The sequence below is a fragment of the Streptomyces showdoensis genome, from assembly GCF_039535475.1.
Lineage (GTDB): Bacteria > Actinomycetota > Actinomycetes > Streptomycetales > Streptomycetaceae > Streptomyces > Streptomyces showdoensis.
This window is the reverse complement of the sequence record NZ_BAAAXG010000024.1, coordinates 1-17083: the sequence shown is the minus strand read 5'-3', so window position 1 is coordinate 17083 and position 17083 is coordinate 1. Positions and strand designations below refer to the sequence as shown.

10 protein-coding genes and 3 pseudogenes are annotated in these 17083 nt (G+C 70.7%); 10 read left to right on the top strand and 3 right to left on the bottom strand.

Annotated elements, in window-relative coordinates; translation table 11 throughout:
* Positions 1–166 precede the first annotated feature (166 nt).
* The 4 genes from ABD981_RS11980 to ABD981_RS11965 all read left to right on the top strand — a co-directional run bounded on the left by ABD981_RS11980 (position 167) and on the right by ABD981_RS11965 (position 3281).
* A complete protein-coding gene (locus ABD981_RS11980; RefSeq protein ID WP_046911007.1) occupies positions 167–784 on the top strand; it encodes a hypothetical protein in 618 nt (205 codons plus the stop codon).
* 127 nt (positions 785–911) lie between these two features.
* Complete coding sequence (locus tag ABD981_RS11975) at positions 912–1091, top strand: DUF6480 family protein (protein ID WP_046911006.1); 180 nt, start codon at positions 912–914, stop codon at positions 1089–1091.
* A gap of 16 nt (positions 1092–1107) precedes the next feature.
* On the top strand, positions 1108–1491 hold the full coding sequence (locus ABD981_RS11970; protein WP_046911005.1) for a DUF6479 family protein: 384 nt from the start codon (positions 1108–1110) through the stop codon (positions 1489–1491).
* 338 nt (positions 1492–1829) lie between these two features.
* Positions 1830–3281 (top strand): MFS transporter, encoded by a 1452-nt coding sequence (locus ABD981_RS11965; protein ID WP_046911004.1) that lies wholly within the window; start codon positions 1830–1832, stop codon positions 3279–3281.
* Between the two features lie 41 nt (positions 3282–3322).
* Here the strand turns inward: ABD981_RS11965 and ABD981_RS11960 are convergent, their stop codons facing one another.
* Positions 3323–4822 (bottom strand): MFS transporter, encoded by a 1500-nt coding sequence (locus ABD981_RS11960; protein WP_046911003.1) that lies wholly within the window; start codon positions 4820–4822, stop codon positions 3323–3325.
* A 160-nt stretch (positions 4823–4982) separates the two neighbouring features.
* On the opposite strand from ABD981_RS11960, the gene ABD981_RS11955 reads away from it, so the two are divergent.
* Positions 4983–5630: a TetR/AcrR family transcriptional regulator gene (locus ABD981_RS11955; RefSeq protein WP_046911002.1), complete on the top strand. Its 648-nt coding sequence runs from the start codon at positions 4983–4985 to the stop codon at positions 5628–5630.
* Positions 5631–5735: 105 nt separating this feature from the next.
* Here the strand turns inward: ABD981_RS11955 and ABD981_RS11950 are convergent, their stop codons facing one another.
* A complete protein-coding gene (locus ABD981_RS11950) occupies positions 5736–6578 on the bottom strand; it encodes a GntR family transcriptional regulator (RefSeq protein ID WP_046911001.1) in 843 nt (280 codons plus the stop codon).
* A gap of 320 nt (positions 6579–6898) precedes the next feature.
* Between ABD981_RS11950 and ABD981_RS11945 the strand changes: the two genes are divergently transcribed.
* The 5 genes and pseudogenes from ABD981_RS11945 (at position 6899) to ABD981_RS11925 (ending at position 13361) form a co-directional block, all read left to right on the top strand.
* The gene (locus tag ABD981_RS11945; protein ID WP_046911000.1) at positions 6899–8170 is read left to right on the top strand and encodes an extracellular solute-binding protein; all 1272 of its coding nucleotides are present in this window, start codon (positions 6899–6901) and stop codon (positions 8168–8170) included.
* Between the two features lie 41 nt (positions 8171–8211).
* Positions 8212–9171: a carbohydrate ABC transporter permease gene (locus ABD981_RS11940; protein ID WP_046911025.1), complete on the top strand. Its 960-nt coding sequence runs from the start codon at positions 8212–8214 to the stop codon at positions 9169–9171.
* On the top strand, positions 9168–10034 hold the full coding sequence (locus ABD981_RS11935) for a carbohydrate ABC transporter permease (RefSeq protein ID WP_046910999.1): 867 nt from the start codon (positions 9168–9170) through the stop codon (positions 10032–10034). The genes ABD981_RS11940 and ABD981_RS11935 overlap by 4 nt, the downstream gene beginning before the upstream one ends.
* 121 nt (positions 10035–10155) lie before the next feature.
* Positions 10156–11800: pseudogene (locus ABD981_RS11930) on the top strand (beta-N-acetylhexosaminidase).
* A 123-nt stretch (positions 11801–11923) separates the two neighbouring features.
* Positions 11924–13361 (top strand): annotated as a pseudogene (locus tag ABD981_RS11925) (cellulose binding domain-containing protein).
* A gap of 119 nt (positions 13362–13480) precedes the next feature.
* Here ABD981_RS11925 and ABD981_RS11920 read toward each other — a convergent pair.
* Positions 13481–13675 (bottom strand): annotated as a pseudogene (locus ABD981_RS11920) (MFS transporter); the annotation flags it as partial.
* Positions 13676–17083 lie beyond the last annotated feature (3408 nt).

The following is a 17083-nucleotide window of genomic DNA, read 5'->3' as shown; positions in this document are numbered from 1 at the left end:
CCCCGTCGGCCTCGGGGGCCCCGTCGGCCTCGGCGAACTCGGCGACCTCGGCATCGAGAGGCGCATCGTCCTGCCGCGCCAGTCCCGTGCAGTTCTGCGGCGGTGAGACGGCGACTTGGGCCGGGCCGCGCCCGCGACCGGCCCGGGGTCCGCTCGTTCACCCGTCATGACCAACGATCACCTGGCCGAACCGTCCCGAGCGGACGTGCCGGCGAGTTCATCCGACGCGGAGGAAGACGGGTTCGTTCCCGTCGCGCGCGCGTCGGCCGAGCACGGCGGGCTTCTCGAACCGCCGCCCGATCCGGAAGAGGCCGCCGTGCTCGCCGAGGAAGCCGAGTACGAGCAGCGGGTCCTCGCGGGGGCCGCCGCCGCCGGCCGGCGCGCCGCGGCGTGGATGCGCGGACTGCCTCTGCCGCCCGGCGACTGGGTGCGGGGACCGCTCGCCGAAGCGGTCGAGGAGGTGATGACCACGCTCGACCCGACCGGTGCGGACCGCGACGTCCGGGGGTGCGGTCAGGACCATGCGCGAGAGGTCCTCGACGGCCTGCTCCGGTACCTCGCGGATGCCGCGCCGATCCTGTCGCCCCGGGAGAGGACCGGTCTCCTCGCGGTCGTGTCCTGCGTCCGCGGAGTCCCCCGCCTTCTGGCCGACGACCCGCACGGCGTCCTCCATCGGGGCCGACTGGCCGCCGTGTGCTCCCTGATCGACTCCGCGATCGCCAGGCCGCCCTCCGCCGGGCCGGTTCCGGGGCGCCGGACGGGCGGCCGTACCCGGCCTTCATGACCGGAGGCCGCGCCCGGCCCGGGCACGGTTTCGCTGCATCAACGATGCGAGTGGTCGGCCCGCGGGCGGGGACGGAGATTGGAGGAACAGGCAGTGCATCCGCTGCTCACGTCCCACAGGAGGCGTCATGGCCGACCGGCTCGTACCGCCCCAGGAGACACCACCCGCCGAGGGCTCCACGTCGTCCGCGCATCCGGAACGGCCGGACGGCGGCATCTGGGACCACCCCATGGTGTGGGTCGCCCTCATCGGCGCCGGCGCCGTCCTGGTGGCCCTGTTCTTCGCCTTCCGCATCGCGGGGTTCTGAGAGAGGAGGTGCGTCCATGTACGCGTACGCACAGGTGGCACCCACCCTCGCGGCCGGGGTCTGGCAGTCCGGCCTGGCGCAGGTGGTCGGCGGGCTCGTCCTGGTCGCGGTACTGATCGGCGCCTTCGCGCTGGGCATCCGCGTCAGGAACCGCGAGCTTCCGCCGCCGGAACCGGAGACACAGCCGCACCGGCCCGCCACGGACCAGCCGCCCGGCGAGGTGACCGAGTACCGCAAGCCCTCCGAGGTGCCGCTGACGGACGGGGAACACCGTCTCATGCCGTACAACCTGTCGAACTCCGGCGAGGCGGACCGTGATCCGCAGAGCGAGGAGAGCCGCAAGTGGCGCGGCATCTCCAGCGGCGCCTTCGGCAGCGGCGGAACGGGGCACGGCGACTGAGCCGTGGTCGGCGGACCCGGACCCGTCACCACCCGTCACCTGAGGGCCTCGGATCCCGAGGCCCTCAGGTGACGCTCGGGGCGAGCGCTGATCCGCGTGGGCGCCCAGTCGAGAAGGCGCCCCCGGGGAAGCCGGTGGGAAGCCGGGCGGTGACGCCCACGGTGTGCGCCCTCCGCTGTGGGCGAATCGCGTTGTTCGCCGACGTCAACGGATGGTCCCGGGGCCGTGGAGGCATCGGGGAGGCGTGCGCCGGGTACCCGGTGTTCGCAGGCCGGGAGGCGCGCGGTCGGTGGCGCACGTCGTCCATCGCGCCGCATCCGACAGATCGAGGAGGACACGTGACCGGGCAAGAGGCGGCGAAGGCCCCGCGACGGCAGGACGAGGAGCCGGGCCCGGATCGCTGGAAGGCGCTCGGCGTCTGTCTCGTGGCGGGTTTCATGACCCTGCTCGACGTATCGATCGTGAACGTCGCGCTGCCCTCCATCCGCTCCGGGCTCGACACTCCCGAGTCGGACCTCCAGTGGGTGGTCTCCGGGTACGCGCTCGCCTTCGGCCTCGTCCTCATCCCGGCGGGACGCCTCGGCGACGCGCGCGGACGCAGGACCGTGTTCATGGTCGGCCTCGCGCTCTTCACCCTCGCCTCGGCCTCCTGCGGAGCCGCGCAGTCGAGCACCTGGCTGGTCGTGTCGCGGCTGCTGCAGGGCGCGGCCGGCGGCCTGGTCTCCCCGCAGATCTCCGCGCTGATCCAGCAGATGTTCCGAGGTGCCGAGCGGGGGCGGGCCTTCGGGATGTTCGGCACCGTCGTCGGCATCTCCACGGCCGTCGGTCCCCTCCTCGGCGGGCTGCTCATCCAGGGTGCGGGGGCAGAGGAGGGCTGGCGCTGGGTCTTCTACGTCAACCTTCCGATCGGGATCGTGTGCCTGGTCCTCGCCCGGCGACTGCTGCCCGACACGCCCGACGCCAAGCCGGTGCGGCTGCGCAGCCTCGATCCGTTCGGCGTGGTGCTCCTGGGGGCGGGCGTCCTCGCCCTGCTGCTGCCCTTCGTCCAGTCCCAGCAGTGGCCGGGGAACGCGAAGTACCTGCTCGTACCCGTCGCCGCCCTGCTGCTCGCGGCCTTCGTGGGGTGGGAGCGCCGCTGCGCGCGGTCGGGCACCGAGCCGCTCGTCGACCTGAGCCTCTTCCGCCTCCGCTCCTACTGGCTCGGCTCGCTGCTGATCCTGCTCTACTTCGCGGGCTTCACCTCGATCTTCTTCGTCAGCACCCTCTACCTGCAGAACGGACTGCACTACACCCCGCTCCAGGCCGGGCTCGCCATCACCCCCTTCGCCCTGGGCTCGGGCTTCGCGGCCGGGATCGGCGGCCGGCTCGTGAACCGCTTCGGCCGGCCGCTCGTGGTCGTCGGCCTCGTCATGGTCACGGTCGGGCTCGCCGGGGCGGCGCTCGCGGTGCACCTGGTACCCGGCCGCGGCGCGGGCTGGGCCCTGCTGGCCCCGCTGCTCCTGGCGGGGCTCGGCAGCGGGCTGGTGATCTCCCCGAACCAGACCCTCACGCTCTCCGAAGTGCCGGTGCAGCGCGCGGGCAGCGCGGGCGGCACCCTCCAGACCGGTCAGCGCGTCGGCTCGGCGATCGGTATCGCCGCCGTCGGATCGGTCTTCTTCGACCACGTCCTCGGGGACGGCTGGGCCGCCGCCTTCGACCACGGTCTCCTCGTCTCCATCGCCTTCGTCGGCGCCGCCCTCGTCGCGGCGCTCGCCGACGTCGTGGCGGGCCGCCGTGCCGCCCGGCGCTGACCCCTCGTGTCCGATCGGCGCGCGCAGGCACGTCGCGGGGCTCAGGCGGTCTCCTGCATGGCGGTCTCCTGCATGGCGGTCTCCTGCATGGCGTGCTCCTCCACGGAGTGGGAGTCGGTGAGGCCCAGCGCGCCGCCCGCCGCGATCAGGCCGACCACGACGGCGAGCAGGGCGTAGGTGATGCGCTCGCCGTGGAAGAAGGTCGCGATCAGGTCGCCGCTCCAGGCATCCGCGGGGAGCTGTGTGGTGACCAGGACGGCTATGAGGGTGCCGATGACGGCCGTGCCGATGCTGGAGCCCACCTCTTGGGCGGTGTCGTTGAGGGCTGTGCCGATGGAGGTGCGGTTGCTCGGCATGGCGTCGACGAGGGCGACCGCGCAGATCGTCATGACGGTGCGCAGGCCGATGGTCATCAGGACCATGCACACCGCGATGACGGCGTACCCGTGCTCGACGCCCCAGGCGAGCCCGGCCAGCGAGCCCGCGAGGAAGCCCGCCCCCACCAGGCAGGCGACGCGGTGGCCGAAGCGGCGGGCGAGCCACTCGGACAGCGGAGTCGCCAGGAGCATCGTCGCGATGATCGGCAGGTTGGCGAGGCCGGCCCGGACGGGGCTCCACCCGTACGCGTACTGGAAGTGCAGGATCAGGCCGAACATCACGCTCGCCATGGCGATGGACGTGCCGGTCTGCGCGAGGGCGGCGCCGCGGACCGTACCGCGCGAGAAGAGGCTCAGGTCGAGCATGGGCGCGGCCGTTCGGCGCTCGTGCCGGACGAACCAGATCGCCGCGGCGAGGGCTCCGACGACCGAGGCCAGGGTGATCGTGGAGAGCCAGCCCTGTTCGACGCCGCTGGTCAGCGAGTAGCAGGCGAGGCCGATGGCGGCGACGCTCAGGACGGCGCCGGGCACGTCGAGGGTGTCCTCGGTCAGGTCCTCCGGGCGGTCGGCCGGAACGCCGAGCCGCACACCGGCGCAGGCGATCACCGCGATGGGGGCGTTGACGAGCAGCAGCCACTCCCAGGACACGTGCGCCAGCGCCGTGCCGCCGAGGAGGGGGCCGAGGACGAATCCGGACATGCCGACGACGATCATCACGGTCATGGCGCGCATGCGGAGCGCCTTGTCGTCGAAGAGCCGGAAGACGAGGGAGTTCGTGATCGGCGCCATCGCGGCGGCGGCGATGCCGAGTCCCGCACGCAGGGCGATGAGTCCGCCCGCGGAGTGGACGAGGAGCACGCCCAGGCTCAGCGTGCCGAAGGCGGCGAGGCCGATCAGGAGCACGCGCCGACGTCCGAAGCGGTCCGCGATGGAGCCGGCGGTGAGCAGGAGCCCGCCGAAGGTGAGCGAGTAGGCCCCCGTCACCCACTGGAGCGCAGTCGTGCCCGCGCCCAGGTCGCGGCCGATGGTGGGCAGCGCGATCGACAGCAGGGTGTTGTCGACCATCTCGACGAAGAAGGCCAGGCAGAGCGCGGCCAGGGGGATCCACGCCGCGCGCAGCGACGGGTACGTACGGGGCGGGGTGGTGAGCGTGGCGGTGGTCATGGCGCGCACTCCTTTCGATCGAACATGGTTCGAGTATCGAACGCTGTTCCATCCGTTACGATAGAACAACGTTCGATCCGAAGCAAAGGTGAGGGGTGCACACGTCATGGCACGCCAGCAGAACCGCCCCGGCGCGGGTCGCCGACGGGCTTCGCACTCGATGGAGTCCGTCCTCGGCGAGGCGGTCGCCCTGCTCGACGAGGCGGGAGCGCCGGCGCTGACGTTCCGGGCCCTGGCCCAGCGCCTGGGAGGGGGCGTGGCCAGCATCTACTGGTACGTCGCGAACAAGGACGAACTGCTGGACCTCGCCACGGACCACGTCATGGGCGGCGTCCTCGCCGACCTCGAGAAGCTCCCGCCGAGCGAGGACCCGATCGACGACCTGCGGGCGATGGCCGTCACCCTCTTCGAGGCGGTCGTCCACCGACCCTGGCTCGGGGCGTACTTCATGCGCAACACCGACGTGCAGAGCAACTCACTACGGATCTACGACCTGCTCGGCCGGCAGACCCTGCGCCTGGACCTCACCGCCCGCCAACGCTTCCACGCCGTCTCCGCCGTCGTCGGGGTCGTCGTCGGATCCGCCGTCGACATGGGGCAGGAACCGCCCCAGGAGGTGCTCGACGGCGCGGTCGACCGCGACGCGTTCCTCGGGCGCTTCGCCCGGACCTGGCGCGAGCTCGCCCCGGAGGAGTTTCCGTTCGTCCACGAGATCGTCGACGAGTTCGACGGTCACGACGACGTCGACCAGTTCCGCTCCGCCCTCGACCTCACTCTGGCGGGCCTCCGCCTCCAGGCCGGACGCTGACCGACCTCGGACCCGTCGCCGGCCCCGTACCCGTCGCCGGCCCCGTCCCCGTCGCGGGCCCCGTCCCCACGACCCGGGCGGATCCGGTGGAAGCGCCCCTCGGGTTCAGTGGGTGTTCTGGACCACCCCGCTCGTGGAGAAGGTGACCGGGTCGCCGATGGTGAAGTCGCTCGGCGGGATGCCGGGGTGGTGCCCTTCGCGCGGGGCCGGCGGTGCGGGCTGGGGGCTGAGCGCGAGCCGGGAGACGATGCGGTAGCGGTCGCCCCGGTACAGGGAGTGCACGTACTCCACCGGACGGTTGCCCGTGTCGCGGGTCAGGCGTTCGAAGAGCAGGGCGGGCGAGAGTTCCGGGACCCCGAGAACGTCGCCTTCGGCGGCGGTGAGCACGGTGGGCTCGATGGACTGGACGGCTTCGCTGACGTGGACGCCGTGTCCGGCCAGGTGCTGGTACAGGTCGCCCTGCTCCAGTTCGTCACTGGTAAGGCCGGGTGCGAGGGCCGCAGGGATGTGGATGTGCTCGATGGCGATGGGTGCGCCGTCGACGAGGCGGAGCCGGGCAACGTAGTGGATCTCCGCCGCCGGCGACACGCGGAGCTTGCGGCCCACCCGGGCTCCGGCCGGGAGGGTGCGCAGCTCCAGCAGTCTGCTGGTCCAGACGCCCGAGGCCTGGGGCAGGGTGAAGGCGTGCTGGTCCGGCAGGAGTTCCTGGCTGATCTTCTCGGCGGCGACGAACATGCCGCGCCCGTGCTCCCGGACGAGCAGGCCGGCGACGACGAGTTCGTCGACGGCGGCACGGAGGGTGGGGCGGGAGACGCCCAGGTCGGCGCAGAGGGTGCGCTCGGAGGGGATGGCGTCACCGGGGCGCCGCGCCTCGATGAGTTCGAGGATCGCGTCGCGGACGCGTTCCCGCTTGAGCAGCGCACCGGAGGCGGCGGCGTCGATCTCCATGGAGGGCTCTCGTTCCTCGTCGGACGGCGGCGGGCACTGGTTCGGTGCTGATCCTAGCTGGTCAGCCTGTGACTGGCTGGGTGGTCAGGTATCGAATTCGACGACCGGGGCGGACTGTTGACGACTGCCGGCGTGCGCGATGCGGTCAAGTGCGCTTTTTTCTCGGAGGGTTGACGGCGGCATTGGTCCATGCCACCTTCATCCCGGCACCGACTGGTAAGGCCAACTGGTCAGGTCGAGGTTCGGTCGTCGTGTGCCGCTCCGCCTCCCGCTCTCCAGCTCTCCAGCTCTCCAGCTCTCCAGCTCTCCAGGAGTGAACCGTGAAGAACCGCTCTTCCGCCTTGCTCGGCGTCGTGGCGCTGTGTGCCGGGCTCACCGCTTGCAGCTCCTCGTCCGGTGGTTCGCCGGACGCCACCGGGAACGGCAGGACCGTCCTCGACGTGTGGCTGATGCGGGACAGCGTCTCGGCCGCCTTCCAGGGCGAGTTCGAGGCCGGCTTCGAGAAGGCCCATCCCGGACTAGACGTGAGGATCCAGATCCAGGAGTGGGACGGGATAGGCGAGAAGGTCACCGCGGCCCTGGCCAGCAACGACGCGCCCGACGTCATCGAGGTGGGCAACACCCAGGTAGCCCAGTACGCGCAGAGCGGAGGCCTGGCGGACTTCACCGGCGAGGTCGCCGGACTCGGGGGCGGTGACTGGCTGAAGGGGCTGGCGGAGCCGGGCTCGTACGACGGCAAGCAGTACGGAATCCCGTACTACGCCGCCAACCGCGTCGTGGTCTACCGCACCGACCTGTTCGCGCGGGCCGGCGTGGACGCGAGCACGATCAAGACGCGTGAGCAGTGGATCGCCGCGACCCGGAAGCTCAACCGGGGCGGCACCCAGGGCATCTACCTGCCGGGGCAGAACTGGTTCGCCTTGTCCGGCTTCATCTGGGACGAGGGCGGCGACCTGGCCGTGCGGACCGGCGGCACGTGGCGCGGTGGCCTCGACTCGCCCGAGGCCCTGCGGGCCATGGCCTTCTACCAGCGCCTCCAGGGGCTCGGCAGGGGGCCGCGGGATTCCGACGAGGCGCAGCCGCCGCAGGCGGAAGTGATGGCCAAGGGGGAGATCGCGCAGATCATCGCCGCTCCCGGCGGCGCCAAGGTGGTGGAGGAGAAGAACCCCTCTCTCAAGGGGAAGTTGGGCTTCTTCCCCATCCCCGGCAAGAGCGCGGACACTCCCGGTGCCGTCTTCACCGGCGGCTCCGACCTGGTGGTGCCGGCCGTCGCCGCGCACCAGAAGGAAGCGCTGACGTTCATCAAGGAACTCACCGGTGACGCCTGGCAGAAGAAGCTCGCGCTCGCGATGAGCTACGTGCCGAACAAGACCACCCTGGCCGGTGCCGTCGCCTCGGATCCGGGTGCCGCGGCCATGGCGGTCGGCGCCGCCAACGGCCACGCGACGCCCAACACGCCCCAGTGGGCGGCGGTCGAGGCGAAGAATCCGATCAAGGAGTACATGACGGCCGTGCTCACCGGCCGCGACCCGGCCACCGAGGCCGCGAAGGCGTCGAAGACCATCGGCGACGCGCTCAACAGCGGTTCGTGAAGGTGGCGTCGTCCTCCCGGGCGGCATCGGCGGCCCGCTCGCTGCGCTCGACCCGCCCGGTCCGCCCGGTCCGCCCAAGGCCCCCGGTCCGCCCGGCCTCCTCGGTCCGCCCGGGCGCGTCCCCGTGGCCGTACGTCCTGATCGCGCCCGCGATCCTCAGCATGCTCTACCTGCTGCTCTATCCGCTCGCCCGCGCCGTGGTCATCTCCTTCCAGGACTTCCGGCTGCGCCAGCTCATCCTGGGGGACGCCGACTTCGTCGGGCTGCGCAACTACCGCACCCTGCTGTCGGACCCCCGGTTCTGGGAGGTCGTGCGCCGCACCTTCTGGTTCATGTCGGTCAACGTGGTGGCCATCATGGTGCTCTCGACGCTGGTGGCGCTCATGACCGAGCGGCTCGGGCGGACCGGCAGGACGATCGTCCTCAGCTCGCTCGTGCTCGTCTGGGCGATGCCCGTCGTCGCCGCCACCACCGTCTTCCAGTGGCTGTTCCACTCGGAGTTCGGCATCGTCAACGAGACGCTCACCGGCCTCGGCTTCGCCTCCTTCGAGGGGTACCCCTGGTTCGCGCACCCGGGCGCCGCGTTCGCCATCGTGGTCGTCCTGATCGTCTGGCAGTCCGTGCCCTTCGCCGCGATCACCCTCTACTCGGCGCTCACCACCGTGCCCGGAGAGCTGTACGAGTCGGCGCGGCTGGACGGCGCCGGCGCGGCCCGCGTCTTCCGCTCCGTGACGTTCCCGCTGATCCGGCCGATCTTCATGCTGGTGATCTCGCTGGAGGTCATCTGGACGTTCAAGGCGTTCGTCCAGATCTGGGTCATGACCCGCGGCGGGCCGGGTGACGCGACCACCATCCTGCCGGTGTACGCCGTGCAGACCGCGCTCGCCAACCAGCGCTACGACCTGGGCTCGGCCGCCTCGATCGTCACCGTGCTGCTGATGAGCGGCGTCCTTGTCCTGTACTTCCGTCAGCTCCTTCGTCAGGAGGGCGAGAACCTGTGACCGTCACGGTCCCCGTCCCGCGCCGTGCCGCGGTGCGCGGGGCGGTACGACGCCTGCCGCTGCAGGCGGCCGCCGCGCTCACCGTCCTGATCTGCCTTCTCCCCGTGTACTGGATGGTGGTCACGGCCTTCACGCCGTCCCGGGACATCCAGTCCTACGACCCGCGCCTCGTCCCCGCGACCTGGACGCTCGACCACTTCCGCCACGCGGTGCGGGCCGAGGGGTTCGCGCTGTTCTGGCGCAACAGCGTCCTCGTGACGCTCGGCGCCGTCCTGCTCTCCCTGGTCGTCGCGCTCGGCGCCGCCTACGCCGTGGCCCGGATGCGCTGGCGCGGCCGGCGTCAGTTCATGCTGGCGGTGTTCACCGCGCAGATGGCTCCGTGGGAGTCGCTGGTCATCCCCGTCTACATCATCTCCCGTGACACCGGCATGCTCGACCGGCTGCCCACCCTGACCCTCGTCTACTTCATGATCACGCTGCCTTTCACGCTGGTGGTCCTGCGGAGCTTCATCGCCGGCATCCCGCCCGAGCTGGAGGAGGCGGCTCAGGTCGACGGGTGCACCAGGCTCGGCGCCTTCCGCAGAGTGGCCTTCCCGCTCCTGGCACCCGGTCTGATGGCGACCTCGCTGTTCGGGTTCATCACCGCGTGGAACGAGTTCACCTACGCCAACTTCCTGATCATCAAGCAGCAGGACAGCCGCACCCTGCCGGTCTGGCTCGCCTCCTTCCAGTCCACCTTCGGCACGGACTGGGGCGCCACGATGGCGGCGGCCACCCTCTTCGCGCTGCCCGCGCTGATCATCTTCGTCGTGCTGCAGCGCCATGTGACCTCGGGCCTCGCGTCCGGTGGGGTCAAGGGCTGACCGGCCGGCACGCGCCCCGCTCCCCGCCCCGCTCCCCCATCCCGCCCCCCCCGTCCCGTACGAGCGACACCGCCACGCGACCGTCCCGTACGAGCGACACCGCTACCGGAGAGGCATCCTCGTGGACCTGCCGCGTCCCGAACGCGCCCTGATCCCCCGTCCCGGCAAGATGGCCCCGCGTCCCGGCCGCTTCCGGCTCGACCACACCACACGCCTGCGCGTCACCCCCGGAGCCGAGGCCGCGGCCGCGCTCCTGCGGACCTCCCTGGCTCCCGCGACCGGACTGCGTCTGGATCACGCCGACGACGGCTCCTTCGTCCTGGCGCTCGACCCCGGCCTCAGCGGCCTCGGGGACGAGGGGTACGGCCTGACGGTGGGCAGCGGCGGGGTGCTGCTGCGAGCGGCCCGGCCGACGGGACTCCTGCGCGGAGTCCAGACGGTGCGCCAGCTCCTCCCGTACGAGGCCCTGTCCGACGCGCCCCGGCGTGCCGTGCGCTGGGAACTGCCCGGCGTGGAGATCACCGACGTCCCCCGCCACTCCTGGCGCGGCGCCATGCTCGACGTGGCCCGCCACTTCCAGCCCGCCGACTACCTGCGCCGCTACGTCGACCTGCTGGCGCTGCACAAGCTCAACGTGCTCCACCTCCACCTCACCGACGACCAGGGCTGGCGGATGCCGGTCGCCGCGTATCCCCGGCTGACCGAGGTCGGCGGCCGCCGCTCCGAGTCGATGATCGGCCCGTCGGGCAGCGACCGCTTCGACGGCCGCCCGCACGCCGGCCACTACACCCGTGCCGAACTCTCGGAACTCGTGGCCTACGCGGCCGGCCTCGGCGTGACGGTGCTGCCGGAGATCGGCGCCCCCGGTCATGTGCGGGCCGCGCTCGCGGCCTACCCCGAGCTCGGCAACGACCCCGGCCGGCGGTTGGAGGTGTGGACGCGGTGGGGGCGTGTGCCGCAACGTCCTCGGCGTCGGCGACCACGTCCTGGACTTCTTCCGTACGGTCCTCGACGAGGTCATGGACGTGTTCCCCTCCCCGTACCTCCACATCGGCGGCGACGAGGTCCCCACCGACGAATGGGAGGCCAGCCCCGTCGCCCGCGCCCGCGCCCGCGGTCTGGGGCTGCCCGGACCGCACCGGCTGCACGGATGGTTCATGGCCAGGATGGCCGAGCACGTCGTACGCGCGGACCGGCGGCCCGTCGCCTGGGCCGAGACCGGCACCGAGCTCCCCCGCGAGTGCACGGTGATGAGCTGGCGCGAACCGGCCCACGCCTGGGCAGCGGCACGGCGCGGGCACGATGTCGTCCACGCCGATCACCGTGCCACGTACTTCGACTACGCCCGCACCGCCGGCCCGCTGGAACCGCCCGCCCAGCCCGGTCCCGTCGTCGACCTGCGCACCGTGCACGGCATCGACCTCACCCCGTCGACGCCCGACCCGGCGCCGGCGCGGCGGGTCCTCGGCGCGCAGGGGCAGGTGTGGACCGAGTTCGTCAGGACGCCGGACCACATCGAGTACCTCGCCTTCCCCCGCCTGTGCGCCCTGGCCGACCAGGTGTGGGGCCCGTCGCGGACCTGGCAGGACTTCCGCCGGCGCCTGACCGGACATCAGGCGCGCCTGGACGCCCTGCGCGTCCCGCACGACACCCCGCCCGCCGTGCCGGTCCCGTGCGTCGACTCGGCCGCCGTGCCCCTCCCGTACGACGCCGCGGCCGCGTCGTCACGGCCGCGGCCGTCCCCGCACGGCGCGCCGCGCACGTGACGTCCGTCCCCCGTCCGCGCGCGTGGACGGCGGCCCCGTTCGCGACCCTCCTGTCGCTCCGCGTGCGCGACCCCCGACTCTCCCGCAGGCAGCGGGAGTCCTCCCGATAGGAAAGGAACAGGCATGAGCACTCGTCCCACCCGCCGCCGTACCCGGGCGGCCCTGGCCGTGACGGCCCTCCTGGGCAGCGGCGTCCTGGCCGCCCTCCCCGTCTCCTCCGCCTCCGCGGCCGGTGAAGGGCTCGCCGTCCAGTACCGCACCAGTGCGTCCGGCGCCACCGCCGACCAGAGCGAGCCCTGGCTCAAGCTGCGCAACACCGGTTCGGCCGCGGTCGACCTGAGCCAGGTCAAGATCCGCTACTACTTCAAGGCCGACTCGCCGACCGCCCAGTACCGCTTCGCCTGCTCCTGGGCGGTCAAGGGGTGCTCCGTCATCACCGGCACCTTCGGCACGCTCGGCAGTCCGACCGCCACCGCGGACCGCTACCTGGAGATCGGCTTCACACCGGCCGCGGGATCGCTCGCGGCGGGCGCGGACACCGGAGACATGCAGCTGCGCTTCTACCAGTCGACGTGGCAGACGCTGAACCAGAGCGACGACTACTCCTTCGGCGGCGCCCAGACCTCCTACGCCGACTGGACCAAGGTCACCGCCCGCCTCGCGGGCACCACACTCTGGGGCACCGCACCCGGCGGCAACACCCCCGACCCGACCCCGACCCCCACGCCCACACCGACCGACCCGGGGCCGTCCGGCGCCACCCTCTTCGACGACTTCGGCTACGCCTCCTCCACCGACCCCGCCCTCTCGGCGCACGGCTGGAACGTCCGGTCCAACGCCGGAGGCCCCGGAGTGCCGGGCGCGACCTGGGACCCGTCCAAGGTCACGTTCACCACCGAGGGCGGCAGCTCGGTGATGAACCTGCAGACCTCCAGCGCCGGAACCGGCTCCAGCACCACCCACACCGAAGTCCTCACCAAGAGCACCAAGTTCAGGAACGGCACCTACGCCGCGCGCGTGAAGTTCTCCGACGCGCCCACGTACGGACCCGACGGCGACCACATCGTCCAGACGTTCTTCACCATCAACGACCTCAAGGCCCCGATGGCCGACGACTACGCGGAGTACGACTTCGAGTACCTGCCCAACGGCGGCTGGGGCGAGCCGGCGAACATCCTCTACACGACCTCCTGGGAGACCTACAACCCCGACCCCTGGCAGGCCGTCAACCAGCACAGCGAGAGCCGGCAGAGCTTCGCCGGCTGGCACGACCTGGTCGTCACCATCGACGACACCGCCGTCACGTACTACATCGACGGCGCGCTGTTCGGCACCCACGGCGCCCAGTACCTGCCCGAACGCCCGATGTCGATCAACTTCAACCAGTGGCTGATCGACCTCAACGGCCAGACGTCGACGGCCGCGCGCGCCTACGACCAGCGCGTCGACTACGTCCTGCACGTCAAGGACCAGGTGCTCACCCCGGCCCAGGTGGCCGCGAAGGTCGCCGCCCTGCGCGGGCGCCGGAACGTCGTTCGTCGACGAGGTCCCGGCCTCCTAGGCGTCCGAGGCGCACGGCCGACCCCGCCGCTCACCCTGGCGGCGCGCCCCGCGGAGGGGCCGTCAGGGCGAGCGGGCGGGACGTCGGTCGTCCCCTCGGCCCGGGCCCCCTCCGCGCGGTCACTCCGAAGGTGTCGGAGCCTTGGCGGTGGCGCGGTCGCCCGGATGGCGGACGGCGCACAGGAAGCCCAGGGCGAGGGCGACGGCCATGCCGTAGAAGACCCACTGGTTGGCCTGGGCGAAGTCCATCTGGATGGCCGACATGGCGTCGCGGGTGGCTTCGGCGACCTGGCCGGTGCCGGTCGGCGGCTTTGTTGGGTTTGGTGTTCGTTTGCGTTTTTTTTTTGTCTATTCGGTTGGCGTCGCTAGCTGGTCGTCGCCTCTGAGGACGGAAGTCGGGTGTTGTGTTATGCTGCTCGTTTGCGAGTCCGTCGGCGGACCTGGTCCGCGCGTGCGGTTCCCCCCCCCGTCAAGGAGCTTTTGTTGTTTCTGTCGCTCCAGTTCTCTCAGTCATTAGACCGGTGACAGCAAGCCGGTGCGACACTTACCGGCCAGTCACTGGGAGCATACCCGGTCCAGACCGACGTGTCTCCCGGGAGCAGCTCCGGGCCGGCCCGGAACTCGGTGCCGGAGGCGCGCAGGTGGCACAGCCTGCCTGCCGCGACCACGGTGCACGGAGGTCGGGACTCCTGAGTCGTCGCGGCTTGGTTATGTGATGCCAGGGCGTGCATGGCCGGATTCGGTCAAAGGCCACGCAGCTCCCCGCTAGTGCGAAGCTGTGAGGCTCAGGGTGGGGCCCAGGCTCCACCCCAGCAGTCAGCAGGGCAGGCTGAGCCGCACGGCCTGTATGGAGTTGGTACGCCCCGAAGCCGCCCCCACCACGCCGCGCCCCCCAGCCGTGATCCGGTTCCCCGCTTTTCGCAGGCCGGCGGCGCGGCCGCTGGCCACCCGCTTGTCGAGGATCCCTGCCGGCCCCACGGCGGACCGCGCATGCGATCCTGGCGAACTTCGCCAACGAACGCACAGTAGCAGCCAGGAAGAAGCCGGACCCGTCCTGGTTGCGTGAGGCGCTGAGGGAACCTGGGCCGTAGACGGACGAGCACAGGCAAGAGCAGCTAACCGCGCAGACGCGACGCAGAGGGCCCGACGGAGTCGGGCGAAAGAGACCGCCACCCGGGTCCCCGCGCCGCCTCCGACCGCGATCACGCCTTGTCCCCGGAAGAACCGGCAGGCTCGATCACGCGCGGTGGCCGGAGGTCCCGCTCGCCCCCGCGACCACGGTGGAGGCGGGGGAGCGTTGACGCGCGGAGGAAACAGGCGTAACAGGATTCGCCAGGCCGCACGACGACGACACAGCCAGGTGCGGCCCAGGCTCCCCCAGCCCCACGTCCCCCCCACGCCTGCTAGGAAGCCCGAGGGGACTCGCTCGTACCAACGCCCTCCATGCCACGTACCGAACGCGATCGCCACGAGCCGCCCGGGCCGCGAGGCCGCGGCGGCCTGACTTTTTCTCGGTCGGGAGCCTTGCTTCTTCCCGTGGGGCGTGCCTGGGACGGTCCCAGCGCTGGGAAGCCGAGGGGCTTTCTCTTGTCTGTGCCCGGCCCCGTACCGTCCCGCGGGCACGCAGGAAGCGAGAGCGGCGGGCGGCGAGCGCGGGCGCCCTTGCGCGCCTGGGTGCGGAGCGAAGAGGGAGGCCGGCAGGTATCAAGGGCTCCGATGATCGGCGACCCGGCCAAGAACAGATATAAGCTACGCCCCGCAGGCTCCGTTAAGCTAGCGGCGGATCGGCCTACTCGATTAAGTGTTTCCCCCTGCAATCCGGAGGTGGCCGTGAGCAGGGCCACATAGGCTCCTGTCCCGGCGCCCACGAGCGATTCCACGAATGTCGTCACGCCTTGCCGCTGCACGAGGGACCCCCCGCCCCCACGCCCACCAGGCCCCCCGGAGCGGGTCCTGGGTGTTCCGGTGACAGCGCCCGGAGATCGGGTAAACCCAAGACCAGGCGATGGTTCGCCGGCGCGTTCCAGGGCCCCACACCCGACTTGTCGCCCTGCGCTCTCGCGCCGTCCGTACTTCGACCGGGGAAGTGACATGAAGACCATCTGCCGCCTGACTGGACCAACGCGTGCATGTCAGCGCGCCGGGAAGAGCAGCGCCCGCGCCGAGCCCCGGTACGGCCGAAGGCGATGAGCCAGGAATGGCGTAGTTTCGCGAGGGACGCACCCGCAGAGGAGCCCGAGTCGATGGACGAGGTGGACGAGCGTCCCGACGACGACGACGCGGCGTGGCCCGTACAGGTCGGCCAGGGGGGGCCCCGGCCGCTCGAGGGCGGAAGAACCGCGGCGAAGGGCGAGCAGGTAGGCGTTGATACCACCACTGCATGCTCCGAGCTGGAGAGCGCCCAGTTTCGGCCACGGATGCGGGAGAGGCGATGGAGACGATGGTATGGTCGATCCAAGGTCATCGCCACCAGCGAAATCATGCCGCGAGCAGCCCCGCCCACAGTCTGGTTGGGAGCCGGCCGAGCCTTCTGCCGGCGGGCGCGGCTGGGACCGGTGTCTCGTCAGCTGGTCACTCTGTTCAGTCTGATCCGCCGTGGTGTCTGCGCACGTTCGGCGCGCGGAGCGGTGAGTGCGGGCGTATTCCGCGGCCCGTCGTTGGTTACGGCCCAGCGTGTGGTGGCAGCCGTCAACGCGTGCGGTGGCCTGAGGTTCGAGGTGGGCATCAGGCGTCTCGCCCATGTCGTAGTGCTCAGCGACCTCGTTCCCCTCTCACGTCGGCGAGAATCCGAGAACGCGGGGGGGTCGCGGATCACGCAGTCGTGTCCAGAACGGTCGGAGTCGCGGCGATGTCCGCGCGTCGATACACGCCCCCGAGATATCCGAGGAGTCGCCGACCGACCGCAGGTGCACCACGTTCCCGACGCGCCCCTGGATTGGTCTTTCGGCCCTGGCGGCGCTCAGTTCCACCCGGGACGCTGGGCGGCGTGGACCTTTCGTCCCGCCGGGGCGTGATCGTTCCACGGCGAGGAGATTCCTCGGACGGAGTCAGGGCAGTTCCGGCTGCCGCTCCGCCGGATCCTACTCACGAGGAGTCCGAAATGTTCCTTTTGATGATCTAATGTCCTTGTTAGGCCTGTAGGTTACCTGACAAGTTGATGTGATCAGTAACGCCCCTGCCGGTCGCAAATAAGATATTGTGAGTATTGGTGCCCCACAAGGACACCTCTTGCCGCGACACGAAACGAAGGGATATCACACGTGAGTGTCTCTCCTCTTCCTTCCTACCTCACGTTGTGTTTCGTTCGGGCGGTTGTATTGTTCTTTGTTCCCTTTTTTGTCTATCTTGTTGTTTTGTCGCTTTTTGAGGGTCTATAGTTTATCAGGGATATGTGGCTTTCGTTTGGTCCCGTGGCTCGTTTGTGGCTCTTCCGGCCTTTGAGTCCCTTTCGATCACAACTCGTTTTTGCCAGCTTCCCTCCTTATTGCGGCACACTCCGCCCTCACGGAGGTCTCTCCGGTTATCCGCCTGGTGTCGTGCCTTTACGGGGGTGTGTTGGTTGTTCCTGTTTTTTGAGAAAGGGGGTAAGGGGGGCGCAAGGCTCGACCTTCCCCCTTCCACTCCGTTTTGGTCACCCAGGCGACAGAGGACATTGTTTGCTCCTGTCGGTTTTCGCGTGCTGTTTGTTTTTTGAGTTCCTCCCATCCTTTTGCACTATGTGCA